Origin of the sequence: Pseudooceanicola sp. HF7, assembly GCF_011806405.1 — a bacterium.
Classification (GTDB): domain Bacteria; phylum Pseudomonadota; class Alphaproteobacteria; order Rhodobacterales; family Rhodobacteraceae; genus Pseudooceanicola.
Window position 1 is genome coordinate 1 of record NZ_JAATOW010000013.1, and the last position, 23,818, is coordinate 23,818.

The window sequence follows — 23,818 nt, forward strand, 5'->3', positions numbered from 1 at the left end:
ACGCCACGCCGCGCCTGCGGCGCGGACCGATCCAACCCCGGGGCTCCGCCCGTTCGCCCCTCGCGGCGTCCACTGGACGCCACGCCGCGCCTGCGGCGCGGACCGATCCAACCCCGGGGCTCCGCCCGTTCGCCCCTCGCGGCGTCCACTGGACGCCACGCCGCGCCTGCGGCGCGGACCGATCCAACCCCGGGGCTCCGCCCGTTCGCCCCTCGCGGCGTCCACTGGATGCCGCGCCGCGCCTGCGGCGCGGACCGATCCAACCCCGGGGCTCCGCCCGTTCGCCCCTCGCGGCGTCCACTGGACGCCGCGCCGCGCCTGCGGCGCGGACCGGGGCTCACCCCCTGCCGCGATAAGGCGGTACGCCCTGGTCAGGGATCCACACATCCTGCGGCACCGCGCCCGTCTGCCAGAAGACATCGATCGGAATGCCCCCACGCGGATACCAGTAGCCACCGATCCGCAGCCACTGCGGCGCAAGCAGCTCCACCAGGCGACGCGCGATGGAGATCGTGCAATCCTCGTGAAAGGCGCCGTGATTGCGGAAGGACCCGAGGTAGAGCTTCAGGCTCTTGGATTCCACCAGCCAGTCACCGGGCACGTAATCCAGCACCAGGTGGGCAAAATCCGGCTGTCCCGTCATCGGACAGAGCGAGGTGAACTCCGGCGCGGTGAAGCGGACGCAATAGGCCACCCCCTCCTGCGGGTTCGGCACGCGCTCAAGCACCGCCTCCTCGGGCGAGGCCGGCAGCGCCGTCGCGCCGCCAAGCTGGGTCAGACCTTCGGTGTAATGCGCCATGTCCAGGCTCCTCTGCTGATCGCCCTCTGATAGCGTGCTGAGCGCAGCAGGATAAGGGGGCCTTGACCTTGCCCGGGGGCCATGGTCTCACCGGGCCGATCCTGCCGCCTGATCCGAGGACCCCCATGGCCACGACCTTCCTTGCCTATACCGACGGCGCCTGCTCCGGAAATCCCGGCCCCGGCGGCTGGGGCGCCCTGCTGCAGGCCAAGGAAGGCGATACCGTCGTCAAGGAGCGTGAACTGAAAGGCGGCGAGCCCGGAACCACCAACAACCGGATGGAGCTGATGGCCGCGATTTCCGCGCTCGAGGCGCTTGGCCGCCCGACCCGGATCACCATCGTCACGGACAGCCAATACGTGAAGAACGGCGTCACCGGCTGGATCCACGGCTGGAAGCGCAACGGCTGGAAGACGGCCGCCAAGAAGCCGGTCAAGAACGCCGAGCTCTGGCAGCGCCTCGACGCGGCGCAGGCCCAGCACGATGTGACCTGGGAATGGGTCAAGGGCCACGCCGGCCACCCGGAAAACGAACGCGCCGATGAACTGGCCCGCGCGGGCATGGCCCCCTTCAAGTCCTGAAGAAGCACCAGGCGGCACGCAAATCAGGGGCTCTGCCCCCGCCGGGCCTGCGGCCCGCCTCCCCCGGAGTTTATCGGCAAGAAGAAAACGCAACGGAGGCCTGACAGGCGCCGCGGCCCTGTCTTCTTCTTGCCGGAAAACTCCCGCCGGAGGCTTCCGCCCTATCCGATCCGCGTCCCCGCCTTGAGTGGCAGACCCCGCAGGAAGACCTCGGCCTCCTGCGGCCCCTTGCCCGCGCGCTGCAGGCGCAGGATCTGCACGGCCCCCGTGCCGCACGCCAGGGTCAGGGTGTCGTCCAGCACCTCGCCCGGCGCGCCGGAACCTTCCGCCAGGCGGGAGGCCAGCAGCTTCAGACGCTGGCCGTCATGTTCGACCCAGGCCCCGGGAAAGGGCGAGAGACCGCGGATCTGGCGGTCCACCTCTTCTGCAGGGCGGGTGAAATCCACCTGGGCCTCGGCCTTGTCGATCTTGTGGGCATAGGTGACGCCCTCTTCCGGCTGGGGCTCCGGCGACAGGTTGTCGAGCTGGTCGAGCGCCTGGGTGATAAGCTGCGCCCCCATGGCAGAGAGCCGGTCATGCAGGTCCGCCGTGGTTTCCTCTGCTCCGATGGAGAGCGCCTCGCGCAGCAGGACCGGGCCGGTGTCGAGTCCGGCTTCCATCTGCATGATGCAGATGCCGGTTTCCCGGTCCCCGGCCATGATCGCCCGGTGGATCGGGGCGGCCCCGCGCCAGCGCGGCAGCAGGCTGGCGTGGATATTGAGGCAGCCGTGGGTCGGCGCATCCAGGATCGCCTGGGGCAGGATCAGCCCATAGGCCACGACCACCGCGATATCGGCCCGGAGCGCGGCAAAGCTGGCCTGTTCCTCCGCCGATTTCAGGCTTGTGGGGTGGCGCACCTCAAGGCCCAGTTCCAGCGCGCGGGCGTGGACCGGGGTGGGGCGGTCCTTCTTGCCGCGTCCCGCCGGACGGGGCGGCTGGCAGTAGACCGCCGCGATGTCGTGGCCGGCCGCCACCAGGGCATCGAGCACCGGCACGGAGAAATCCGGGGTTCCCATGAAGATCACGCGCATCGGGGGCCTCCTGCGGCTGGGCGGGCTTGTTGCAGCGCGGTCTAGCAGCGCGGGGGGAAGGGGTCCAGCGGGCCGGGGAGGCGATCGGAACGGGGCGCTGCGCCTGCGGCTCGCCCGGGAGGCGCAGCCGACAACGGACCCGGACCCCTCGATGGGGGACGGGCCCGTCCCTTGCGCCATGGGCAGCGCTTCAGCCGGCCTTGCGGGCCTTGCGCAGCAGCATGTCGCGTTTCATCTTGGACAGCCGATCAAAGTACATCCGGCCCTGCAGGTGATCCACCTGGTGCTGGACGGAGGTCGCCCAGAGGCCGACGAAATCGCGCTCTTCCATCTCGCCCGCGGCGTTAAGGAAGCGCACCGTCACCGCCCGCGGGCGCGAGATCACGGCGGACACGCCCGGCAGGTTGGGGCTGGCTTCCTCGTGCTCGCGCATCTGGACGGAGCTGTGCAGGATCTCCGGATTGGCCATGCGCACGGCCTCTCCGCGTTTCTCGGAGGCATCGACCACCGCCAGCTGCAGCATCACGCCGATCTGCGGCGCGGCCAGGCCGACGCCGGGCATGGCCTCCATCGTGTCGATCATGTCGCGCCAGATCGCCTCGATCTCGCCGGTGATCTCCTCCACCGCGATGGCGGGCGAGCGCAGGCGCTTGTCGGGCCAGGGAATGCAGCGGCGGGCGGTCATGGTCAGTCCCGCGCCCGCTCACGCTTGAGCTTCTGGCTCTTGCGCGTGATCATCTGGCGCTTCATCGGCTTGAGGTAGTCGATGAACAGCTTGCCATCCAGGTGGTCGATCTCATGCTGGACGCAGACGGCCCAGAGGCCGTCGAACGTGTCCTGCTGTTCGCGCCCGTCGCGGTCGATCCAGCGCGCCGTGACCTCGGCCGGGCGGGTCACTTCGGCGTATTGCTCGGGGATCGACAGGCAGCCTTCCTCGTAGACCTTCGTGTCGTCGGAGGCGGCGATGATCTCGGGGTTGAACATGATCAGCGGGCGGGGCGCTTCGCCCTCTTCGCGCACGCAGTCCAGCACCACGGCCCGTTGCAGGATCCCCACCTGGGGCGCGGCCAGGCCGATGCCGGGCGCGTCATACATGGTTTCCAGCATGTCGTCCGCAAGCACGCGCAACTCATCGCTGAGATCGGCGACGGGTGTGGCGACCTTCTTGAGGCGCGGATCGGGGTGGATCAGGATCGGGCGTTTCATGCGGTCCATGTAAGGCAAGCCCTGCGGCTTCGCAATATCACCGGCAGTATCGGTTTAGCCCATGTGGAGCGGGGCGGATCGGGCCGTCTCCTGCCCCCTGAACGCCATTGTGCAGGGGGACAGGCGCCATTGCGCATCCCGGCCCTTGCCCCCGCGGCGCAAAGCAGTAGCTTTCCCCCATGCCAAAGGACAGTGACACCATGAATTTCGACCAGATCATCGAACGCCGGGGCACCCATTCCGCCAAGTGGGACAACATGGAGGCCTTTTCCGGCATCTCCCCGGACGAAGGCATCCCCATGTGGGTGGCCGACATGGAATTCCGCGCCCCCGAGGTTGTGCAGCGCGCGCTTCAGAAGATGGTCGACCACGGCATCTACGGCTACTACGGCGGCAATGACAGCTACCTGGACGCGGTCCAGTGGTGGGCGGAAAACCGGCACGGCTGGCTCCCTCCGCGCGAGGGCATCTATGTCACCAACGGCATCGTCAACGGCCTGCAGCTCTGCCTGCAAGCCTGGACCAAGCCCGGCGATGGCGTGGTGATCTTCACCCCGGTCTACCATGTCTTCCCCCGCCTGATCCGCGCGCAGGAACGCGTGGCCGTGGAATGCGCCCTGGTGCAGCGCGGCGACCGCTACGAGATGGATTTCGACACCTACGAATCCCAGATGACCGGCAATGAGAAGATGCTGGTGCTCTGCTCGCCGCATAACCCCGGCGGCCGGGTCTGGAGCCCGGAGGAACTGCAGCAGGTCGCGGATTTCGCCAAGCGCCACGACCTGATCCTGGTCTCGGACGAGATCCACTGCGACCTGACCCTGCCCGGCCATACCCATACGGCCATGACCCGCGTCGATCCCTCGATCATGGATCGGCTGGTGATGATGACCTCCGCCACCAAGACCTTCAACCTGGCGGGCGGCCACGTGGGCAACGTCATCATCTGCGATGAAAAGCTGCGGCGCGATTTCGCCAAGGCGCTGGCCTCTTTCGGGGGCTCGCAGAACTCCTTCGGGCAGGTGATGTCCGAAGCAGCCTATTCGCCCGAAGGGGCCGAATGGCTGGATGCGCTGCTTGTCTACCTGGCTGAAAACGCCCGCATCTTCGAAGAGGGGGTGAACGCCATCCCCGGCCTGCAGGTCCAGCACCTTGAAGGGACCTACCTGGCCTGGGTCGATTTCTCCGGCACCGGGATGACCCCGGAGGAGGTGCGCACGCGCATCAAGGACGCCGGGATCGCGGTCAATGACGGCATCTCCTTCGGCAAGGGCGGAGAGGACTACCAGCGCTTCAACCTGGCCACCCAGAAGGTGCGGGTGGAAGAGGTCGTGCGCCGGATGCGCGCCGCCTTCTCCGACCTGCAGTGACGTGATTCGGGCATGAGCCAGCACGCGGGATCCCAAGGCGCCTTCGACCACCTGGTCGTCGCCGCCCCCACGCTCAGCGCCGGGCTGGATCATGCCCAGGCCGCGCTTGGCGTGACGATCCCGCAGGGCGGGGTGCATCCCCTGATGGGCACCCATAACCACCTGGTCCGGCTGGGCGATGCCTCTTTCCTTGAAGTCATCGCCCCCGATCCCGACGCCCCGGCGCCAGGCCGGCCGCGCTGGTTCGGGCTGGACCAGCCGCCGGCCACGCCCCGGCTGCTGCACTGGGTGATCCGCCTGCCCGGCCTTGCCGCGCGGCGCGCAGAGCTGCCGGACCAGCTTGGCCCGGCGATCGAACAGGTCCGCGGCGACCTGCGCTGGCTGATCACCGTGCCCGAAGACGGCAGCCTGCCCTTCGGCGGCGCCTTCCTCACGGTGATCGACTGGAGCAAGCCTGAGCAGGCCCTGCCACCCCGCGCCATGCCCGGTGCGGGCCTGGCGCTGGAAGCGCTAGAGGTCCGACACCCCCAGGCAGACAGGATCGCCGCCCTGCTGGCCCCGGTGCTGCAGGATCCCCGCATCCGCTTCACCCCCGCGCCCGAGATCGCGCTTGAAGCGCAGATCATGGGCCCGGACGGTCTGCGCCGCCTGCGCTGACGGCGCCCCACTCACCTGACCCCATACGCAAAAACGCGGCCCCGTTTCGGGGGCCGCGTTCTACTCGTCTCCTGTCAGGCCCTCACGGACCGGCGGCCCTGATCAGCTGGCAAAAGCTGGCGTCAGGGTGCTTCCGGGCCCTGGCCCGCTCAGCTCAGCCCTCGATGGCCTGGCTGTTGACGGTCTGGCCGCTGGCGATCTGGATCTGGCGCGGTTTCAGCGCCTCAGGCACTTCGCGCTTCAGCTCGATGTGCAGCATCCCGTCTGCATGGGTCGCGCCGGTCACGCGGACATGGTCTGCAAGCGCGAACCGGCGCTCGAAGGCACGGGTGGCGATGCCACGGTGGAGGTACGTCCGAGGCGTCTCGTCCTCTGCCTTCCTGGCGGAAACCACCAGCGCCTTGTCCTTCACCTCAACGCTCAGGTCGGCATCGGTGAACCCGGCGACAGCGATGGAGATGCGGTAGGCATCTTCGGCGGTTTTCTCAATGTTGTAAGGCGGGTAGGTCTGCTGGCCGACGTCATTGGTCAGGACCCTGTCCATCATGTCGGCAATCTGGTCGAAGCCGACGGTGGCACGGTAGAGCGGTGCAAAATCAAGGTTGCGCATCTGGTCATCCTTCTTGAAGCGATAACTATGTTTCGGCCCTCCCATCAGGGACGGACCGGGAAAGCAGAACCCGTGGTGGCGTCCTGCTGAGACTTATCTGGGAAGGGTGCGGGACGGTTTCAAGAGCCTGCCGGCAGGCCGAAGGCAGCCGCCCGCCGAAGGCCGCTCAAGACCCGGCGATCAGCGCTTTCAGCTCTGCCAGGGCCGGGCCCAGCTCCGGGCCAAGGGCCACGACCTGCCCGGCCATCTCCGCCTTGGCCGACATCACCGACACCAGCCGTGGCGCGCCGGAGGCAAAGGAAAACACCGGTGATCCGGAGGCCCCGAAATCCACCGCGCAAGAGGTCACCAGCACCCCGGCCTCGCGTGCCAGCACGCCACAGACCTCCTGCAGGCGGGGGGCGGAGTCGCGGCTGACCGCGTAGGAGACCGCGCCAACCCTGTCGCCCACGCCGGGATGGGCATCCACCGCGAAAGGCACCGCCGGGACGGGGGCGTCCAGTTTCAGCAGCGCGATGTCATGGGCCAGCTTCTGCGCGCCCGCGCTTGCCTTGCGGTAGGCGGGATGGGCCCGCGCGTGCAGCACGGACCGCCGCGCGCTCACCCCTTGGGAAAAGCCGGGGCGAAAGCGCAGGTCGGCGGCCCGCAGGGGCCGCCCGCTGAGCGGATCGAACAGGCAATGGGCGGCGGTCAGCACCAGGTCGGGCGCGATCAGCGCCCCGGTGCAGAAACCCTGCGCGCCACCCACGGTCTGCAGGTCCAGGCGGCCGACGGCCTGCCACCAGCCGCCCTCCACCGCGCCGCGCCGCAGGGTGGTCAGGTCACCGGCCCGCAGGGGCGCGGCCAGCATCAGGAAAATCAACAGAAGCCGGAGCATTCCAGTCGCTTGTCAGGGGCGCAGCACGGGCACCGGCTGCGGCAGTGGATCGGTGCCAAGCGCGGCCGGTTCCGGCCCGCCCGTCACCCAGTCGAGAAGCTCCACTGTATGCACGATGGGCAGCCCGGTTCCAGATCCGATCTGCATCATGCAGCCGATATTCCCCGCCGCGATCACCTGTGGTTGCAGCGCCTCCAGGCTGGCAACCTTGCGGGCCTTCAGCTGGCCGGAAATCTCCGGCTGCATCAGGTTGTAGGTGCCGGCAGAACCGCAGCACAGATGGGCATCCGCCGGCAGCAGCACCTTGAACCCCGCCTTGGCCAGCAGGGTCTTCGGGGCCTCCGTCACCCGCTGGCCGTGTTGCAGCGAACAGGCCGGGTGATAGGCCACGCGCATGTCCCTTGCCGGGTGATCGGGCAGCGGCTCCACCCCCAGTTTCACCAGCAGTTCAGAGATATCCGTCGCCATGCCCGCGATCCGGGCGGCCTCCTCGGCCAGCTCGGTGCCGGCCAGCATATGCCCGTAATCCTTGACCGTCGTGCCGCAGCCAGAGGTATTGACCACCACGGCCTCGACCCCGTCGCGGATCCAGGCGCGCACGTTGGCGGCGGCGAAAGGCTCGGACGGCTTGCCCATGTGATGGGTCAGCGCCCCGCAGCAGCCCGCCCCTTCAGAGACGACGACCTCCACCCCAAGGCGGGTCAGCAGGCGGATGGTGGCATCGTTGATATCGGTGTTCAGCGCCTTCTGGGCGCAGCCGGTCATCAGCGCCACCCGCATCCGGGGGGCCCTTGGCGTGAAGCTTTGCGGGCGGTCCCGGTCAGAGCGCGGCGGGATATGCGCCGGGGCCATGTCCAGCATGGCGCGCAGGCGCGGATCGGGCATCAGGTGGCGGAAGGGCCGGGCCAGCTTGGCCCCCACCAGCGCGGCGCGGAACCGCCCGGGGTAAGGCAGCACCATGGCCAGCAGCCGGCGCAGCATCCGGTCGCGCCAGGGCCGCTCGTAATGCTCTTCGACATAGGCGCGGGCGTGGTCGATCAGGTGCATGTAATCCACGCCCGACGGGCAGGTGGTCATGCAGGCCAGGCAGGACAGGCAGCGATCCAGGTGCTTGACCGTGGCCTCATCGGGCACGCGGGCGTTTTCCAGCATGTCCTTGATCAGGTAGATGCGCCCGCGCGGGCTGTCCAGCTCGTCGCCCAGCACCTGATAGGTGGGGCAGGTCGCGGTACAGAACCCGCAATGCACGCAGGCACGCAGGATCTTGTTGGCCTCGGCGGTATCCGGATCGGCCAGCTGGGCCTCTGTGAAATTCGTCTGCATCAGGCCTCCCGGGCAAGCTTGGCGATGGCGGTCCGTAAATCAGTTGAACAGGCCGAAGCCCTGTCCCGGGCCCCCAGCGCTTCTGCGTTGTGGCGGAAGGGGGTGACCCCGCCCTGGATCGCGAAAGGGGGCGTGTCGTCCTCACCGCCCCTGAGCCCGACCACCTCAAGCCCCGCAATGGCCTCCCGCAACAGGCAGGTCTCCTGCTCCAGCGTACCGGGGGGATAGGTGCACTCAGCCATGGGCCATCGCCCCCTGAGCGAACAGCCCCCTGGGATCGAACCTCTCGCGCAGGCCCCGGGCCAGCGCCGCAAGGGCGGGGGGCTGGGGATGGAACATCGGCACCGCGGCCCGCGCCTCGGCCCCAGCGCGCATCAGCGTGGCATGGCCCCCCAGCCGGTCGACCTCTGCCCGCAGCAGCTCTGCCCGCGGCGCCGCGCCCTCAAGCTGCAGCCAAAGCAACCCGCCGCTCCAGTCGCAGACCGCCGCATGCCCGACCCCGGCCTCCTCCAGCGCCGCCAGAAGAACCGGCCCGTCCGTCGGCTTGACCGACACCCGCCAGAGCGGCGCCATGCTGCCCGCGAAGTCAGAGACATCGCGCACCGCCGCCCAAAGCGCGGCGCTCTCCGGCCCCTCCAGCACCTCGTCCGCACCCAGCAGATCGCGCAGCCGTCCCGCCCGGTAGGCGACACTGCCCGACAGGCCCTCGACCCGGATCAGCCGCTCGGCAGAGGGGCCGCGCCAGGCCGCGCCGCTCACGTCCCAGGGAGTACCCATGGCCCGGCACAGATCGGCAACCGCCGCCGCCGCCCCCTGCCCGCGCAGCACCAGCGTGGCCTCGGCCTGGGGCACGGCCAGCACCTTCAGGCTGACCTCGCTCAAGACGCCCAGGGTGCCCCAGCTGCCCGCCATCAGCTTCACCAGGTCGTAGCCGGTGACATTCTTCATCACCCGCCCGCCGTTGCGCAGCACCCGGCCGGCACCATCGACAAAGCGCACGCCCAGCAGGTGATCCCGCGCCGCCCCCGCCTGCACCCGCCGGGGACCAGAGACATTGGCCGCGACCACCCCGCCGATGGTCGGCGCTCCGGGGCCAGAGGCCAGCAGAGCCCGATGATCCATGGGCTCGAAGGCCAGCCGCTGGCCCTTCTCCGCCAGCACCGCCTCGACCTCCTCCAGGGGGGTGCCCGCCCCCACGACCAGCGTCAGCGCGCCCGGCTCGTACAGATGCACGCCCGACAGACCGCCGGTCTCCAGGACCTCGCCCACCACGGGCACGCCCCGCGTCCCGCCGCCCCGCACCGCCAGGGGCGCCGTCGCACCGGCCAGCAGCTCGGCCAGCTCTGCCTCCGTCGAAGGTCTCACGCCGCACTCCTCTTCATCCTGCCGCCCCGGGAAAGGCCACCGGCCCGCCCCGGAATACGCCCTCTCCCCCGAAGACCCCTGGCTTCACCTGGCCAAAAATACTCAAACGCACCACCCGCCACCGGGCACTCCGCCCCGCTCATCGCGCCAGGGAAAGGCCATCCGCCCCCTCCCGCCGCCCGGCGGAAACCGCCAACGGAAAGACCTTGGCCGGGTTCAGCAGCCAGGCCGGATCAAAGACATCCTTCACCGCCATCTGCGCCTCAAGATCCTCGGCCCCGTATTGCCGGTCCATCAGGTCGCGCTTCTCAATCCCCACGCCATGTTCGCCGGTCAGGCAACCGCCCGCCTCGACACACAGCAACAGGATCTCCGCCCCCAGCTGCTCGCAAAGCTCAAGCTGACCCGCCTGGTTGGCGTTGAACAGGATCAGCGGGTGCATGTTGCCATCCCCCGCGTGGAAGACATTGGCCACGTCCAGCCCGTATTGCGCGCTCAGCTCGCCGATCCGGCGCAACACCTGCGGCAAGGCAGAGACCGGGATGGTCCCGTCCAGGCACATGTAATCATTGATCTGCCCCATGGCCCCGAAGGCGCTCTTGCGCCCCAGCCAGATCCGCGCGCTTTCCTCCGCACTGCGGCTTTCGCGCAGCTCCACCGGGTCATGGCGGCGCGCAATGGCGGTGATCAGGGCCAGCTGCTCGGCGATCTCGTTCTCGCTGCCCTCGACCTCCACGATCAGCAGCGCCTCGCAATCGGGATAGCCCGCGCCGGAAAAGGCATCCGTCGCGCGGATGCAGGGGCGGTCCATGAATTCGATCGCCACGGGCAGCACCCCGGCCTCGATGATATCGCTGACGCAGGCCCCGGCGACCTCCGAACTGTCATAGCCGATCAGCACCGGGCGCGCGCCCTCCGGCTTGGGCAGGATGCGCAGCGTCGCCTCCGTCACCACCCCCAGCTGCCCCTCAGAGCCGCAGATCACCCCCAGCAGGTCCAGCCCGCCGGCGTCCAGATGCGCGCCGCCGATCTCAAGCACTTCGCCGTCCATGGTCACCAGCGTCACCCCCAGCAGGTTGTTGGTGGTCACCCCGTATTTCAGGCAATGCGCCCCGCCGGAGTTCATGGCGATATTGCCCGCGATCGCACAGGCCAGCTGGCTGGACGGATCGGGCGCATAGAAGAACCCCTCGGCCTCCACCGCGCCGGAAACGGACAGGTTGGTGCGCCCGGTCTGCACCCGGATGAAGCGATTGGCATAATCGGTCTCAAGCACCTGGTTCATCCGCGCCACGCCCAGGATCACGCAATCCGCCGTGGGCAGCGCGCCCCCGGCCAGGCTGGTCCCCGCCCCGCGCGGCACCACCGGCACCCCCATCTGCGAACAGATCTTCAGAACTGCCGCGACCTCCTCGGTACTGCCCGGCAGCACGGCGCAAAGCGGCGGACAGCGGTAGGCCGTCAGGGCATCGCATTCATAGGCGCGGGTCTCCGCAGGGTCGGAAATCACCGCGACGGCGGGCAAAACTGCCTCCAGACGCGTCACCAGCTCTGCCTTGCGGGTCAGAATCTGCGGATCCGGGCGTGGCATTTCCATGGCTGAACCCTCGTTTTCCCTCGATTTTCAAGCCTCCCCGGCGACGCGGGGCGAATTGGTAAAAAACTATTACCAATTTTTCCATTAGGCAAGCAAGCCTGCAGAAGGGTAACACGGCGACCATGACCGCGTTGGACTTTCTCTCCCTCTATTCGCTCACCGATGTCTTCGCCGTGGTGGTGATCATCGCCGCCTGGCTGGCCGTCGGCTGGCGGATCGAGAACCCGCGCCCGGAAAGACCCTCCGTCTCCATGCTGATGGCGGAATACCGGCGCGAATGGCTGCGCCACATGATCGAACGCGACAACCGCATCTTCGACGCCCAGACCCTGGGCACGCTGCGCGGCGCGACCTCCTTCTTCGCCTCCTCCACGATGATCGCCATCGGCGGCGTGGCCGCCCTGCTGGGCAATTCCGAACAGCTGCGCGGCGTGGCCACCGACCTCGGCGTGGCCGAAGCCTCGGCCAGCCGCGCCTCCGATGTCTACTGGGAGGTCAAGCTCTGCCTGATCGCCTTCTTCCTGGTGAACGCCTTCCTCAAGTTCGTCTGGTCCAACCGCCTGTTCGGCTATTGCGGCGTGCTCATGGGCGCGGTGCCCAACGGCACCGACGATCCCCGCGCCATGCCCCGCGCGATGAAAGCGGCAGAGATCAACGTCTACGGCGCAAGGGGCTTCAACCGGGGCCTGCGCTCGATCTATTTCGCATTGGCCGCCACCGGCTGGTTCCTCGGTCCCTGGGGGCTGATCGTGGCCACGGCGCTGACCTGCGGCGTGCTCTGGCGGCGCGAGTTCGCCTCGGATTCCCGCGCCATGCTGCTCCGCCGGGAAGACCCCTGATCGACAGCGCCCCGAACGGCGCGCCACCACGCCGGCAGGCCCCCCCCCTGCCCCTTCTTCTTGCCAAAAAACTCTGGGGGGGGAACGAAACAGGGGGGCATCGAGCCCCCCTGTTTCGTGGGGGGCAAAGCCCCCCGCCAGCGCTTAAAGCAGGCCTAACGCCCCGTTCGCCGCGCACCGACGCAATACCGACGTGAAACCGACACGATACAGATGCCGTACCGACGTGCCACCCGCGGCAGGCCGGACACCGCGAAACCGCGCCTCACAGCGGGAAGGCCAGGCGGAACAGAAGCTGCTTGCCCGGATCTTCCACCCCCACCGAATAGCGCCAGGGAATCGCCGCGACGACCTGGAACTGCATGGTCTGGGACAGCATCCCCGACACCCCGATGCCATAGGACCCCAGGCTCTCGGAGACCGGGCCATCGCCGGGATCGCGATACCAGACAGAGCCGAAGTCCACGAAGGCCGAGGGCGTCACCACCGGCAGGGGATCCCAGCCGGTCTCGACGTCATGGCTCAGCGCCACGGCCATCGCCGCCCCGCTGTCCCCGGACAGGCTGCCATTGTCGAATGCCCAGCCGTAGGGATCGCCCCCCACCGCGAATTGCACCGCGCCCGGCAGCTCCCGGGCCGAGTATTGAGCGGAGGCGATCACCCGCAGAAGCAGCTCTTCACCCAGCATGCGGGAATACTGCAACCCGCCGGAAACAAAGCGGAAATCATCCGGCACATCGCCCATGTCCAGGTCAGAGGCCACGCCGAAGCTGACGCCGCCATCGGCACTGAAGCCGCCCTTTTCCAGCGCCCTGTCGTAATCCAGCGTCAGGCTCACCCAGCGCGTTTCGCTGCGCGACACCGCCATGCCACCGACATCCACGTCATCATTGCGCAGGGTCAGCTCCGCCCGGCCGAACAGGCTGTGATCCAGCCGCCGCAGGAAGGGATAGGACAGATGCGCCGTCGCCGTGGCCGAGGTCACGTCGATCTCCTGGTCGGCCAGCGAACCGCCGGGCCGCTGGCGAAGGAAGGTCACCCCGAATCCCGCGCTCAGCCCGTCGCTGCCGATCGGGTAATCCTGGGAGAACTGCAAAAGACCCAGCTGACGCGGATCCCCCGGAGTCACCACCCCGGTCAGGTTGCTGCTTTCAAAAAGCCCCATGTGGTCATCAAGATCAAGGATTCCAGCCAGTTGCAGCGGACCCACGGCCTCTGAGCCCAGGTTGTCCAACCCGATCATCCCGGCTGTCCTGTCCTGGTCGATCTGCAGTCGCAGCAACCCGCCGCCCGTGGCGCCGTCCGGGCGCACGAAGACCCCCTCGATCTCCAGGCCGCCCAGGTCGCTCATCAGCAGCAGCACGCGCTCGGCCTCTGCCACGCGGATCGGGTGCATCGCCAGGATCCGGTCCAGCCAGGGCGCCAGCCGCCGGTCTATCCCGCTGATATCGCTGTTGATCTCGATCCGGTCGACGTAGCTTTCAAAGACCTGCAGGCGGATCGTGCCGCTGGCATAATCCTGCACTGGCACCACCGTCTTGGAGAAATAGCCGGCCCGCAGGTAGGCCGCATCCACGGCCTCGGCGATCCGGTACATCTCGGCCAGGGTGACGACCTGCCCGATCCGCCCCTGCCAGAGCGGTGCCAGGCTGCCCGGCGGCACGCTGCGCGCGCCCTCCACGCTTACGCCCCGCAGGCGGAACCGGACCGCCTCTGCGGCACCCATGTCGACCTTGCTGCGGGCATCCTCCACCCCAAGCTCAACAGTCCCCACCTGGGGCGGCGGATCATAGCGGTTCAGGATCACCGTCTGTCCGGCAATCACCCGGTCCGCGATTCCCTCCTGCGCCCGCAGGGGCCCGGCCAGCAGTGCCGGCACCGCCGCGGAAAGCGCGGCAAACAGGATCGACCTACCCAAAACATTGAAATCATGCATATAAATAACCCCGTGCCAGCCCAATTCGGGCGGCGACGGCTCCCTTTTAACAACAGAAGCCACCTTGGCACGGGGCCTGCCCTTGGGGACAAGCCTTTGCGACCCCCGGCGCGACAAAGCCGCCAGCTTTGTCGCCCGTGCAACAGGGGGCCTCAGGCGCTCCGCGCCGCGAAAACCGGAAAATCCAATTCCCGCTTGGCGAAATCTGCATTCCCGTCTTTGAAAAAACCGCGCCCTCCTGCACATTGCAGGAAGGGGGAAAGGACCATGGCTCAGGATCACGACATTCAGCAGGAAGAGACACCGCCGGTTTTCGTCATCGGGCTGTCCATGGCCGGGGCGATCTCGGCCGGGGCCTATACGGCGGGGGTGGTCGATTACCTGTTCCGCGCCATGCGCGCCCATAACGCCCGGCTGGGGCAGGAGGACGCCACCCACCCGGCCCCCGGACACCGGGTGGTGGTCAAGGCGATCAGCGGGGCCTCTGCGGGCGGCACCACCGCCGGGCTGATCGTGGCCAGCCTGCTGGACGCGGGCGGGGACGACGGGCCCGCCTGGGACAGCCCCGTCACCGGCAGCTTCCCCGCACGCGACGGCAAGGGCCTTGGCAGCTTCGATTACGTGCTGGGGCCGGTCCACAAGGTCTGGGTGGACAGCCTGTCGATGTTCGACGAAACCACCGGCACCGGGCTGCTGGCGGACAGCGACCTGGTAAATGGGGCGACGCCGCTGGACTGGACGCCGCTGGACGGGCTCAAGCTGCCGCTGCGCGCGCTGCTGGACGGGAACGCCATCGACGCCGCCGCGCAGGATGTGCTGAGCGACATCAAGGCCTGGTCGGATAGCGCGCCCGGCTATGACTTCATCTCCGGCACCTTCGACCTGTTCCTGATGACCACCTCGCTCCAGGGACTGGCGATGCAGGTGCAATTCGCCGCCGGGCAGAGCTTTTCCATGACCCAGCATTCGCTGGTGCGCCACTTCACCCTGACCGGCATGGGCAGCGGCCCGGACCTGCCCTCGCCCTGGCTGGAGGACTGGCGCGATGACGGCATTGCCCTGGATCCGCGCAACTGCGGCCCCGGCCCCATGATTCCCTTTACCGAGGTCGACTGCGCCCGGAGCTGGAAGAAACTGACCGTGGCCTGCATCGCCACCGGGGCCTTCCCCTTTGCGCTGCCCGCCCGCTACATGGACGCCACCAACGCCGAACTGGGGGCCGAGGATGCCCAGGGCCGGCGCCAGGGCGGGGCCATGCCGCTGAACCTGCAGGGCGGCGAAGAGGCCCCGCGCATCTTCCCCGAAGGCACCAGCCCGGCCCTTGCCGCGCCCTATGTCGCCATCGACGGCGGGACGATCAACAACGAACCCTTCGAATATGCCCGCTACGCCATCCGCCAGCGCCCCGCGGGCGAAAGCCGGGGGCTGGCGGCCAATCCGCGCGATGCCAAGACAGCGGACCGGGCGGTGATCCTGGTCGATCCCTTCCCCGGCGTGGTGATCAACCAGCCCCTCACCCGCGAAGACGCCAGCAGAAGCGCCGGACTGCCCGACGTGCTGCGCCGCCTCAAGGGGCTGCTGGTCGCCCAGGCGCGCTTCAAGCCGGAAGAGCTGCTTCTGGCCTCCAAGGAAGACGTGAAATCGCGCTTCATCATCTCTCCGGTGCGCAAGGGCGGGGCCAAGGGGGACCGCTCCATCCTGGGGGCAGAGGCGATCGCCAGCGGCTGCCTTGGCGGCTTCGGCGGCTTCCTGCGCCGGGACTTCCGTCAGCACGATTTCATCCTGGGCCAGCGCAATTGCCAGCGCTTCCTGCAAGAGCATTTCACGCTGGATCCCGCGAACAAGGTGCTGGCCGGGAAATCCCCCAGCGGGCGCATCATCGACCCCGGGCCCGACATGCCGGAAATCCTGGATCCCGCCTGGCCGGACCTGTCAGCGCAAGAGCTGCAGCCGGTGATCCACCGCGCCATGACTCGGATCGACCGGGTAATCGCCAGCCTGAAGGCCGATGGCGCGCTCTCGGGCGTCCTGCCGCGCGCCGCCAGCACGCTGTTTTCGCTTTTCGGCAAGAAGCGCACCCGCCTGCGGCTGACCGGGATCATCCTGGCCGACCTGCTGCTGCGCGATCAGCTGAAGGAACCCGGGCTGAGCGCGGCCCTGACCCAGGCGCTGAAAGCCGGCCCGCCCGGCGCGGATACCGCGCCCGACAGCGCAGACATGGCCATGGCGCGCCAGGTGCTGGCCGCCGTGATGCGCGCCGGAAACAGCGGCCTGACCGCGGCCGAGGTCCACGCCGCCCTGAAGGCCGCCCGCGTCACCCCGCTGCCCCAGGTCCATGACATCGCGGCCATGCTGGCAGAGCTGAAGGCGCAGGACCTCTGCGAGACTCCGGGCTGGAACCGCCTGGCCGGGGCCGCGCGCAGCTTCCGCTACGCCTTCCCCAAAGCCCCATGAGCCCCGGGCTGTCGTCCGCTTCATGAAAGGCCAGGGAACGCCCAAGCGGGGCATCGAGCCCCCCTTGACCGTCGGGGGCCCTGCCCCCGCCAGCGCTTAATCCATCGCGAACGCGCCGTGCGCTGCGCACCGACGTAATACCGACGTGATACCGACACGATACAGACGCGGCACCGACGCCGATTTTGCGCCCCAAAAGGGCCCATCCCACCGCGCGCTTTTCGGGGAAATCCAGGACCCCGGAAAAGCGAAAACCGCCCAGCTTGCGCTGCGGCGGTTTTCGGCTTTTCTTCGGTCTTGGTCAAAGTGGTGAGCCGTGAAGGATTCGAACCTTCGACCCACTGATTAAAAGTCAGTTGCTCTACCAACTGAGCTAACGGCCCACTCTGGAGCCGCCGTCTAAGGGTGCCCGCCGGGATGGTCAAGCGTAAATCCAAAATTTTGTAACAGAAAACTTCGGCGACGTAGCGGCGCAAGGCGCGCGCGCCTTTTCTTCACCTCGTGGAATCGCTATATCGCCGCAATGCAGATCAAGGATATCCCCCAGGGCCTGCCGTTCATGAAGATGCACGGACTTGGCAACGACTTCGTGGTGATCGACTCGCGCGCTCGGCGCGAGGCGGTGACGACGCCTGCGCTTGCGCGCGCCGTGGGGGACCGCCACCGGGGTGTCGGCTTCGACCAGCTGGCAGAGATCCGTTCAGGTCAAGATACTGATATCGAACTGGATTTCTGGAACAGCGACGGCACCCGCGCCGGCGCCTGCGGCAATGCCACCCGCTGCGTGGCGGCCTTTGTCATGGGCGAAACCGGCAGCCGAAGCCTGTCGATTCGCACCGCCCGCGGGCTGCTTCACGCCCGTATCGAGGGCGACGGGACAAGCGGCGAAACCAGCGTGAACATGGGCCACCCCCAGCTTGACTGGCAGGAGATTCCCCTGGCCCGCGACGTGGACACCCTGCACCTGCCGCTCTCCGGCGACCCCGTTGGCGTCGGCATGGGCAACCCCCATTGCGTCTTCTTCGTGCCCGATGCAGAGGCCGCGCCGGTCACGGAACAGGGGCCGAAGGTCGAACATGATCCGCTCTTCCCGCAGCAGACCAACGTGGAATTTGCCGAAGTGCGCGCGCGGGATGAAATCCGCATGCGGGTCTGGGAACGCGGCACCGGCGTGACGCTTGCCTGCGGCTCCGGCGCCTGCGCGGCCCTTGTGGCCGCCCACCGGCGTGGCCTGACCGAATCGCGCGTCCGGATGGAGCTTGACGGCGGCTGGCTGACCCTGGACTGGCGCGATGACGGCGTCTGGATGACCGGCCCTACAGCCCATGTTTTCAATGGCTTGCTCTCTGCCGACCTGGTCGGTGGCTGACATGGCCGACGCCCCCCGTTTCACCACGCTCGGCTGCCGGCTCAACGCCTATGAGACCGAGGCGATGAAAGCCATGGCCCAAGAGGCCGGGCTGTCCGACGCGATGATCGTGAACACCTGCGCGGTGACCTCGGAAGCGGTGCGCAAGGCGCGCCAGGAAATCCGCCGCCTGCGCCGGGAGAACCCCCAGGGCCGGATCATCGTCACCGGCTGCGCCGCCCAGACAGAGCCAGAGACCTTCGCCGCCATGGAAGAGGTCGACCTGATCCTGGGCAACTCGGAAAAGATGAAACCAGAGACCTGGAGCAGCCTGGGCCCTGATTTCATTGGCGAAACCGAACGCGTGATGGTCGATGACATCATGTCGGTGACAGAGACCGCCAGCCACCTGATCGACGGCTTCGGCACCCGGAGCCGCGCCTATGTGCAGGTACAGAACGGCTGCGATCACCGCTGCACCTTCTGCATCATCCCCTATGGCCGCGGCAATTCCCGCTCGGTTCCGGCCGGCGTGGTGGTGGACCAGATTAAGCGCCTTGTGCAGCAGGGCTACAACGAGGTCGTCCTGACCGGGGTCGACCTGACCTCCTGGGGGGCGGACCTGCCGGCAGAGCCGCGCCTGGGCGACCTGGTGATGCGGATCCTGCGGCTGACCGATGTGCCGCGCCTGCGAATCTCCTCCATCGATTCGATCGAAGCGGACGAGGCGCTGATGCAGGCCATCGCTACCGAACCGCGCCTGATGCCCCACCTGCACCTCAGCCTTCAGGCCGGGGACGACATGATCCTGAAACGAATGAAACGCCGGCACCTGCGCGACGATGCGATCGCCTTCTGCCAGGAGGCCCGCCGCCTGCGGCCCGACATGACCTTTGGCGCTGATATCATTGCAGGTTTCCCGACCGAGACCGAAGCGATGTTCTACAACTCCCTGCGCCTGGTCGAGGAATGCGACCTGACCTGGCTGCATGTCTTCCCCTATTCCCCGCGCCCCGGCACGCCCGCCGCGCGGATGCCCCAGGTGAACGGCAAGGCGATCAAATCCCGCGCGGCCCGTCTACGCAGCGCCGGTGACCTGCAGGTCGCGCGCCACCTGGCCGCGCAGCAGGGCCGCGATCATGCCGTGCTGATGGAAAATCCCCGCATGGGTCGGACAGAGCAATTCACGGAGGTGCATTTCACCCGTGACCTGCCCGAAGGCCAGATCGTCCAGGCGCGAATCACCGGTCAGGACGCGGACCACCTGCTGGCCTGAGCCCCTGCCTGCCGGTCCCACCAGCCGTTGGACATGCGCGGCGCCCCGGTCTAGCCTCCGCAGGCCGGATCCCCGGCCGCAACGGAGCATGTAATGACCGATCTGACCGCCTATGTCTCAAACGCCTCGCCCTTCGCGCGCAAGGTCCGGGTCACCGTCCTTGAATGCGGCCTTGAGGACCGCGTGACCCTGATCGACGTGACCAACACCGCGCTGAAGCCCGATCCGGCCGTGGTAGCCGCAAACCCACTGGGCAAGATCCCCGCGCTGACCCGGCCGGACGGGCCGACCGTCGCGGACAGCCGCGTGATCACCCGCTACCTTGCCGATCTGACGGCCACGCCGCTCTATCCCCAGGATCGCATCTGGGAGGTCCTGACGCTTGAGGCCATGGCCGATGGAATCATGGAGGCCGCCCTGGCGATTTCCTACGAACTCCGCTTCCGCCCGCCGGAGATTGTCTTCCACGACTGGCTGGAGGCCCAGTGGCGCAAGGTCGCCCAGGCGCTGCATGTCATCGACACGGACTGGATCGAAGCGCTTGCGGCACCGCTGGACGGCGCGCAGATCGCGCTTGGCTGTGCGCTCGGCTACCTGGACTTGCGCCATGACGCACGCGGCTGGCGCAAGGACGCCCCGGCGCTGGCAAATTGGTATGCCCGCTTTTCCGAACGCCCCGCCATGGTGGCGACGGCCCCTGCCTGACGCAGGCAAACCCCTTGAGCACAAAGAAAAAGGCCCGCCGATTGGCGGGCCTTTCGCTGTCTCAATCAGGGTGGTTCAGAACCGGAACCCAAGACCCACGTTCAACGCATTGGTGTAGATCCTCGTGTCCAGGTTGCCGCCCCCGTCCAGGTCGGCGGAGTTGTCCGACCAGGTGAACTGGTATTCCCCGAAGACCGACCAGCGGTCATTCAGCGGGTAGGACGCGCCTGCGGTCAGCCGCGCTGCGGGGCCGGTGTACTGGTAGCCATAGGTCGCCGGGCCACCCACAGCCGTCACCTCCACATGGGGCACCGCGATGCCGAGGCCGCCGCTGACATAGGGCGTGAAGCCGTTCCAGGCGTCCTGCCACCGGCGCGATGCGTTGACGGTGATGATGTTCAGGCCATCGGTGAACTCAAGATGCTCGAACCCGGCAGCCGCGCGGTCGCCGGAATCGGAGTAGACCTTGTTATGGCTGAATTCCAGGCCGACGCCCCAGTCCGAATCCTGCCACCAGGTTGCGCGCACACCGTAATAGGGCGGCATGGAGAAGCTCTTGCCCTCCCAGCCGATCAGCGCAGAGAAATCGCCCGTCGTGGGCGAGGTGCCGTTGATCCGGCTGTGCGGTGCCGTCTGGTAACCGCTGTAGAAGCTCAGTTCCACTTCGGCGAGGGCGGGCACGGCACCAAGACCGGCTGCCAAAGCGGCGCCGGCAACGGAGGCACGGATGAGGTTCGAGGCAGACGCCATGGTATCGTCTCCGGCGGTTTGGGGAGTAATCGCTTTGGCGAAAGGCATACACCTGTGGCAACCGGGGCTCAAGCGCGACAGATTCGCACCCCTGCGCTCGTTCTGTGATTGTATGCTGGACCTGTTAGTTCTTGGCCGCTAAACACCGGATCGGAAAGGCTGCTAGTAAGACGCGGCCCCAAACCGGTATTTGGCCGCAGCGGCGGCCCGAGAATGGAGCTAAGTTCGTGTCCCACGCAGACGATCACGAAGGCACCCGAAGAGACTTCCTCTTTTACGCTACCGCTGGTGCGGGTGCGGTTGCCACAGGTGCCGCGGTCTGGCCGCTGGTCAACCAGATGAACCCCTCTGCCGATGTCCAGGCGCTGTCGTCCATCCGAGTCGACGTGTCTGGTGTCTCCGAAGGGACCCAACTCACCGTCAAATGGCGCGGCAAGCCGGTGTTCATCCGCTACCGCACCGCCGAAGAGGTCGAGATGGCCAATTCGGTAGAAGTGACAGAGCTTCCCGACCCCGATGCACGCAACGAGAACCTCTCGCTTGGTGCAGAGGCGACGGATGCAAACCGCGGCCTGCCGCTTCCTGACATGGAAGAGGGGGCAGACAGCCCCTGGCTGGTCATGCTGGGCGTCTGCACCCACCTGGGTTGCGTTCCGCTTGGCGAAGCCGGTGACTTCGGCGGCTGGTTCTGCCCCTGCCACGGGTCGCACTACGACACGGCCGGCCGGATCCGCAAAGGCCCGGCCCCCGAGAACCTGCCTATTCCGCTGGCCGTCTTCGACGGACCCACTGAAATTATCCTGGGCTGACGGAGGAGCACATGGCCGGAATTCCGCACGACCATTACGAACCGAAGACCAAGGGCGAAAAATGGGTTGAGAGCCGTCTCCCCGTTATCGGCCTGATCTACGACACGATCATGATCCCCACACCCAAGAACCTGAACTGGATGTGGATCTGGGGCATCGTCCTGGCCTTCTGCCTGGCGCTGCAAATCGTCACCGGCATCGTGCTGGTGATGCATTACACCCCCCACGTGGACCTGGCCTTTGCCAGCGTCGAGCATATCATGCGCGACGTGAACGGTGGCTTCTTCCTGCGTTACCTGCACATGAACGGCGCTTCGCTGTTCTTCTTCGCCGTCTACCTGCACATCTTCCGCGGTCTCTACTACGGCTCCTACAAGGCCCCGCGTGAGATCACCTGGATCGTCGGCATGATCATCTACTTGCTGATGATGGCCACCGGCTTCATGGGCTACGTTCTGCCCTGGGGTCAGATGTCCTTCTGGGGTGCAACGGTGATCACCGGCCTCTTCGGCGCGATTCCCTTCATAGGTGAGGCGCTGCAGACCTGGCTGCTGGGCGGACCGGCCGTGGACAACGCCACGCTGAACCGCTTCTTCTCGCTGCACTACCTGCTGCCCTTCGTCATTGCCGGCCTCGTGATCGTCCACATCTGGGCCTTCCACACCACCGGCAACAACAACCCGACGGGTGTCGACGTGCGCCGCGACAGCAAGGCGAACGCACAGAAGGACACGCTGCCCTTCTGGCCCTACTTCGTGATCAAGGACTTCTTCGCCCTGGCGGTTGTCCTGGCGGTCTTCTTCGCCATCGTCGGGTTCATGCCGAACTTCCTTGGCCACCCCGACAACTACATCGAGGCGAACCCGCTGGCGACGCCCGCCCACATCGTTCCGGAATGGTACTTCCTGCCCTTCTACGCCATCCTGCGGGCCTTCACTGCGGATGTCTGGGTGGTGATGTTCTTCAATTGGATCACCGGCGGCATCATCGACGCGAAGTTCTTCGGCGTGCTGGCGATGTTCGGTGCCATCGTGGCCATGGCCCTGGTGCCCTGGCTGGACACCAGCCGCGTGCGGTCGGGCAAGTACCGTCCCACCTTCAAGTGGTGGTTCTGGCTGCTGGCACTCGACTTCATGGTGCTGATGTGGGCCGGCGCAATGCCTGCAGAGCCGCCCTACTCGACGATCTCGCTGATCGGGGCCACCTACTGGTTCGCCTACTTCTTCGTGATCCTGCCCCTGCTTGGCGTGTTCGAAAAACCCCAGACGCCCCCGGCGACGATCGAAGAGGACTTCGACGCGCATTACGGCGACAAGACCCCAGCCGAATGAGGAAAGGTCAGAGATCCATGATCAAGAAACTCGCTCTTTCCGCCCTGGCAGCGCTGGCCCTTTCCGGCACTGCCGCCCATGCGGCCGGTGGTGAATCGGGCCATCATACGGAGAACGTCCGCTTCTCCTTCGATGGTCCCTTCGGCGCCTTCGACCAGAACCAGCTGCAACGCGGCCTCAAGATCTACACGGAAGTCTGCTCGGCCTGCCACGGCCTGCGCTACGTGCCGATCCGGACGCTGGCCGACGAAGGTGGCCCGCATCTGCCGGAAGATCAGGTGCGCGCCTACGCCGGCAACTTCGAGGTCTTCGACCCCGAGCTTGACGACTTCCGCGCGGCCACACCGAATGACCACTTCCCGATGAGCAACCTGGAAAACGCGCCCGACCTCAGCCTGATGGCCAAGGCTCGTGCCGCCTTCCACGGTCCGCAGGGCTTGGGCATCAACCAGTTCCTCTACGGCATCGGTGGTCCTGAGCACATCGTCGGCATTCTCACCGGTTACACCGGCGAGACCCGTGAACAGGCCGGCGTGACCTACTACGAGAACACCGCATTCGACAGCGGCTGGATCGCTATGGCACCGCCGCTTGCCGGTCAGGACGTGGAATTCGACGACGGTCACTCCAACGACCTGCACCACGAGGCAGAGGATGTCGCCGCCTTCCTCATGTGGGCTGCAGAGCCCAAGTTGATGGCGCGGAAACAGGTTGGCTTCGTCGCCGTGACCTTCCTCATCCTGCTCTCGGTGCTGCTGTACCTGACCAACAAGCGGATCTGGAAACCGATCAAGCACAGGAAGAAAACGGTTTGATCGCCACCGCATGACACAGAAGCCCCCGGAGCGCCGCTCCGGGGGCTTTTTTCTTGCCCGGGATCTCCGGTCCCACATGCCGCAATTTCCCCAAGGCCCT

At 67.2% G+C, this 23,818-nt stretch carries 23 protein-coding genes and 1 tRNA gene; 11 read left to right on the top strand and 13 right to left on the bottom strand.

What is annotated here, in order from left to right:
* Positions 1-337: 337 nt before the first annotated feature.
* Positions 338-799, bottom strand: coding sequence for a preQ(1) synthase (gene queF, locus HCZ97_RS09485; protein ID WP_167688470.1), 462 nt, complete (start codon positions 797-799; stop codon positions 338-340).
* A 125-nt stretch (positions 800-924) separates the two neighbouring features.
* Here queF and rnhA point away from each other — a divergent pair, with 125 nt between their 5' ends.
* Positions 925-1,380, top strand: a complete 456-nt coding sequence (rnhA, locus tag HCZ97_RS09490; RefSeq protein WP_167688471.1) for a ribonuclease HI — start codon at positions 925-927, stop codon at positions 1,378-1,380.
* Between the two features lie 161 nt (positions 1,381-1,541).
* Here the strand turns inward: rnhA and fmt are convergent, their stop codons facing one another.
* From fmt to def (HCZ97_RS09505), 3 genes are all read right to left on the bottom strand, one after another.
* Positions 1,542-2,450, bottom strand: coding sequence for a methionyl-tRNA formyltransferase (gene fmt, locus HCZ97_RS09495; RefSeq protein WP_167688472.1), 909 nt, complete (start codon positions 2,448-2,450; stop codon positions 1,542-1,544).
* Between the two features lie 190 nt (positions 2,451-2,640).
* Complete coding sequence (gene def / locus HCZ97_RS09500) at positions 2,641-3,135, bottom strand: peptide deformylase (RefSeq protein WP_167688473.1); 495 nt, start codon at positions 3,133-3,135, stop codon at positions 2,641-2,643.
* Between the two features lie 2 nt (positions 3,136-3,137).
* Positions 3,138-3,656: a peptide deformylase gene (def, locus tag HCZ97_RS09505; protein ID WP_167688559.1), complete on the bottom strand. Its 519-nt coding sequence runs from the start codon at positions 3,654-3,656 to the stop codon at positions 3,138-3,140.
* Between the two features lie 200 nt (positions 3,657-3,856).
* On the opposite strand from def (HCZ97_RS09505), the gene HCZ97_RS09510 reads away from it, so the two are divergent.
* Complete coding sequence (locus tag HCZ97_RS09510; protein WP_167688474.1) at positions 3,857-5,026, top strand: MalY/PatB family protein; 1,170 nt, start codon at positions 3,857-3,859, stop codon at positions 5,024-5,026.
* A 12-nt stretch (positions 5,027-5,038) separates the two neighbouring features.
* Positions 5,039-5,683 (top strand): VOC family protein, encoded by a 645-nt coding sequence (locus HCZ97_RS09515; RefSeq protein ID WP_167688475.1) that lies wholly within the window; start codon positions 5,039-5,041, stop codon positions 5,681-5,683.
* Positions 5,684-5,837: 154 nt separating this feature from the next.
* Here the strand turns inward: HCZ97_RS09515 and HCZ97_RS09520 are convergent, their stop codons facing one another.
* From HCZ97_RS09520 to HCZ97_RS09545, 6 genes are all read right to left on the bottom strand, one after another.
* Positions 5,838-6,293, bottom strand: a complete 456-nt coding sequence (locus HCZ97_RS09520; RefSeq protein ID WP_167688476.1) for an Hsp20 family protein — start codon at positions 6,291-6,293, stop codon at positions 5,838-5,840.
* 166 nt (positions 6,294-6,459) lie between these two features.
* The gene (locus HCZ97_RS09525; protein WP_167688477.1) at positions 6,460-7,170 is read right to left on the bottom strand and encodes a serine protease; all 711 of its coding nucleotides are present in this window, start codon (positions 7,168-7,170) and stop codon (positions 6,460-6,462) included.
* 12 nt (positions 7,171-7,182) lie between these two features.
* Entirely contained in the window at positions 7,183-8,493 is a 1,311-nt protein-coding gene (glcF, locus tag HCZ97_RS09530) for a glycolate oxidase subunit GlcF (RefSeq protein WP_167688478.1), read from the bottom strand.
* Positions 8,493-8,735, bottom strand: a complete 243-nt coding sequence (locus HCZ97_RS09535; RefSeq protein WP_167688479.1) for a hypothetical protein — start codon at positions 8,733-8,735, stop codon at positions 8,493-8,495. Before HCZ97_RS09535 ends, glcF begins: the two co-directional genes overlap by 1 nt.
* The gene (locus HCZ97_RS09540) at positions 8,728-9,858 is read right to left on the bottom strand and encodes an FAD-binding protein (protein WP_167688480.1); all 1,131 of its coding nucleotides are present in this window, start codon (positions 9,856-9,858) and stop codon (positions 8,728-8,730) included. The genes HCZ97_RS09535 and HCZ97_RS09540 overlap by 8 nt, the downstream gene beginning before the upstream one ends.
* Positions 9,859-9,997: 139 nt before the next feature.
* Entirely contained in the window at positions 9,998-11,455 is a 1,458-nt protein-coding gene (locus tag HCZ97_RS09545) for an FAD-linked oxidase C-terminal domain-containing protein (protein ID WP_167688481.1), read from the bottom strand.
* Between the two features lie 122 nt (positions 11,456-11,577).
* Between HCZ97_RS09545 and HCZ97_RS09550 the strand changes: the two genes are divergently transcribed.
* Positions 11,578-12,294, top strand: a complete 717-nt coding sequence (locus tag HCZ97_RS09550) for a DUF599 domain-containing protein (RefSeq protein WP_167688482.1) — start codon at positions 11,578-11,580, stop codon at positions 12,292-12,294.
* Positions 12,295-12,559: 265 nt separating this feature from the next.
* Here the strand turns inward: HCZ97_RS09550 and HCZ97_RS09555 are convergent, their stop codons facing one another.
* Complete coding sequence (locus tag HCZ97_RS09555; RefSeq protein WP_167688483.1) at positions 12,560-14,230, bottom strand: ShlB/FhaC/HecB family hemolysin secretion/activation protein; 1,671 nt, start codon at positions 14,228-14,230, stop codon at positions 12,560-12,562.
* Positions 14,231-14,497: 267 nt separating this feature from the next.
* On the opposite strand from HCZ97_RS09555, the gene HCZ97_RS09560 reads away from it, so the two are divergent.
* Positions 14,498-16,684: a hypothetical protein gene (locus HCZ97_RS09560; protein ID WP_167688484.1), complete on the top strand. Its 2,187-nt coding sequence runs from the start codon at positions 14,498-14,500 to the stop codon at positions 16,682-16,684.
* A gap of 307 nt (positions 16,685-16,991) precedes the next feature.
* On the opposite strand, the gene HCZ97_RS09565 is transcribed toward HCZ97_RS09560, so the two are convergent.
* Positions 16,992-17,067, bottom strand: a tRNA-Lys gene (locus tag HCZ97_RS09565).
* Between the two features lie 140 nt (positions 17,068-17,207).
* Here HCZ97_RS09565 and dapF point away from each other — a divergent pair.
* From dapF to HCZ97_RS09580, 3 genes are all read left to right on the top strand, one after another.
* Complete coding sequence (gene dapF / locus HCZ97_RS09570; protein WP_167688485.1) at positions 17,208-18,053, top strand: diaminopimelate epimerase; 846 nt, start codon at positions 17,208-17,210, stop codon at positions 18,051-18,053.
* Position 18,054: 1 nt separating this feature from the next.
* Positions 18,055-19,308: a tRNA (N(6)-L-threonylcarbamoyladenosine(37)-C(2))-methylthiotransferase MtaB gene (gene mtaB / locus HCZ97_RS09575; protein ID WP_167688486.1), complete on the top strand. Its 1,254-nt coding sequence runs from the start codon at positions 18,055-18,057 to the stop codon at positions 19,306-19,308.
* A 93-nt stretch (positions 19,309-19,401) separates the two neighbouring features.
* Complete coding sequence (locus HCZ97_RS09580) at positions 19,402-20,013, top strand: glutathione S-transferase family protein (protein WP_167688487.1); 612 nt, start codon at positions 19,402-19,404, stop codon at positions 20,011-20,013.
* 75 nt (positions 20,014-20,088) lie between these two features.
* On the opposite strand, the gene HCZ97_RS09585 is transcribed toward HCZ97_RS09580, so the two are convergent.
* Positions 20,089-20,763 (bottom strand): outer membrane protein, encoded by a 675-nt coding sequence (locus HCZ97_RS09585; RefSeq protein WP_167688488.1) that lies wholly within the window; start codon positions 20,761-20,763, stop codon positions 20,089-20,091.
* 227 nt (positions 20,764-20,990) lie between these two features.
* Between HCZ97_RS09585 and petA the strand changes: the two genes are divergently transcribed.
* Genes petA through HCZ97_RS09600 form a run of 3 tightly spaced genes read left to right on the top strand, consistent with a single transcriptional unit; the run spans position 20,991 to position 23,718 of the window.
* The gene (gene petA, locus HCZ97_RS09590; protein WP_167688489.1) at positions 20,991-21,572 is read left to right on the top strand and encodes a ubiquinol-cytochrome c reductase iron-sulfur subunit; all 582 of its coding nucleotides are present in this window, start codon (positions 20,991-20,993) and stop codon (positions 21,570-21,572) included.
* Between the two features lie 11 nt (positions 21,573-21,583).
* Positions 21,584-22,903 (top strand): cytochrome b, encoded by a 1,320-nt coding sequence (gene petB / locus HCZ97_RS09595; RefSeq protein ID WP_167688490.1) that lies wholly within the window; start codon positions 21,584-21,586, stop codon positions 22,901-22,903.
* Between the two features lie 17 nt (positions 22,904-22,920).
* Positions 22,921-23,718 carry a cytochrome c1 gene (locus HCZ97_RS09600; protein ID WP_167688491.1) on the top strand — a complete coding sequence of 266 codons (798 nt, stop codon included), beginning with the start codon at positions 22,921-22,923 and terminating at the stop codon, positions 23,716-23,718.
* Positions 23,719-23,818 lie beyond the last annotated feature (100 nt).

Excerpts from the sequence above, each read along its gene's own strand:
- rnhA (WP_167688471.1), top strand. The coding sequence starts at position 925 with ATGGCCACGACCTTCCTTGCCTATACCGACGGCGCCTGCTCCGGAAAT.
- HCZ97_RS09535 (WP_167688479.1), bottom strand. The coding sequence starts at position 8,735 with ATGGCTGAGTGCACCTATCCCCCCGGTACGCTGGAGCAGGAGACCTGC.
- queF (WP_167688470.1), bottom strand. The coding sequence starts at position 799 with ATGGCGCATTACACCGAAGGTCTGACCCAGCTTGGCGGCGCGACGGCG.
- HCZ97_RS09520 (WP_167688476.1), bottom strand. The coding sequence starts at position 6,293 with ATGCGCAACCTTGATTTTGCACCGCTCTACCGTGCCACCGTCGGCTTC.
- HCZ97_RS09550 (WP_167688482.1), top strand. The coding sequence starts at position 11,578 with ATGACCGCGTTGGACTTTCTCTCCCTCTATTCGCTCACCGATGTCTTC.
- HCZ97_RS09545 (WP_167688481.1), bottom strand. The coding sequence starts at position 11,455 with ATGGAAATGCCACGCCCGGATCCGCAGATTCTGACCCGCAAGGCAGAG.
- HCZ97_RS09510 (WP_167688474.1), top strand. The coding sequence starts at position 3,857 with ATGAATTTCGACCAGATCATCGAACGCCGGGGCACCCATTCCGCCAAG.
- HCZ97_RS09585 (WP_167688488.1), bottom strand. The coding sequence starts at position 20,763 with ATGGCGTCTGCCTCGAACCTCATCCGTGCCTCCGTTGCCGGCGCCGCT.
- petB (WP_167688490.1), top strand. The coding sequence starts at position 21,584 with ATGGCCGGAATTCCGCACGACCATTACGAACCGAAGACCAAGGGCGAA.
- HCZ97_RS09525 (WP_167688477.1), bottom strand. The coding sequence starts at position 7,170 with ATGCTCCGGCTTCTGTTGATTTTCCTGATGCTGGCCGCGCCCCTGCGG.
- HCZ97_RS09600 (WP_167688491.1), top strand. The coding sequence starts at position 22,921 with ATGATCAAGAAACTCGCTCTTTCCGCCCTGGCAGCGCTGGCCCTTTCC.
- def (WP_167688473.1), bottom strand. The coding sequence starts at position 3,135 with ATGACCGCCCGCCGCTGCATTCCCTGGCCCGACAAGCGCCTGCGCTCG.
- dapF (WP_167688485.1), top strand. The coding sequence starts at position 17,208 with ATGCAGATCAAGGATATCCCCCAGGGCCTGCCGTTCATGAAGATGCAC.
- def (WP_167688559.1), bottom strand. The coding sequence starts at position 3,656 with ATGAAACGCCCGATCCTGATCCACCCCGATCCGCGCCTCAAGAAGGTC.
- mtaB (WP_167688486.1), top strand. The coding sequence starts at position 18,055 with ATGGCCGACGCCCCCCGTTTCACCACGCTCGGCTGCCGGCTCAACGCC.
- HCZ97_RS09555 (WP_167688483.1), bottom strand. The coding sequence starts at position 14,230 with ATGCATGATTTCAATGTTTTGGGTAGGTCGATCCTGTTTGCCGCGCTT.
- HCZ97_RS09580 (WP_167688487.1), top strand. The coding sequence starts at position 19,402 with ATGACCGATCTGACCGCCTATGTCTCAAACGCCTCGCCCTTCGCGCGC.
- HCZ97_RS09515 (WP_167688475.1), top strand. The coding sequence starts at position 5,039 with ATGAGCCAGCACGCGGGATCCCAAGGCGCCTTCGACCACCTGGTCGTC.
- HCZ97_RS09560 (WP_167688484.1), top strand. The coding sequence starts at position 14,498 with ATGGCTCAGGATCACGACATTCAGCAGGAAGAGACACCGCCGGTTTTC.
- fmt (WP_167688472.1), bottom strand. The coding sequence starts at position 2,450 with ATGCGCGTGATCTTCATGGGAACCCCGGATTTCTCCGTGCCGGTGCTC.
- glcF (WP_167688478.1), bottom strand. The coding sequence starts at position 8,493 with ATGCAGACGAATTTCACAGAGGCCCAGCTGGCCGATCCGGATACCGCC.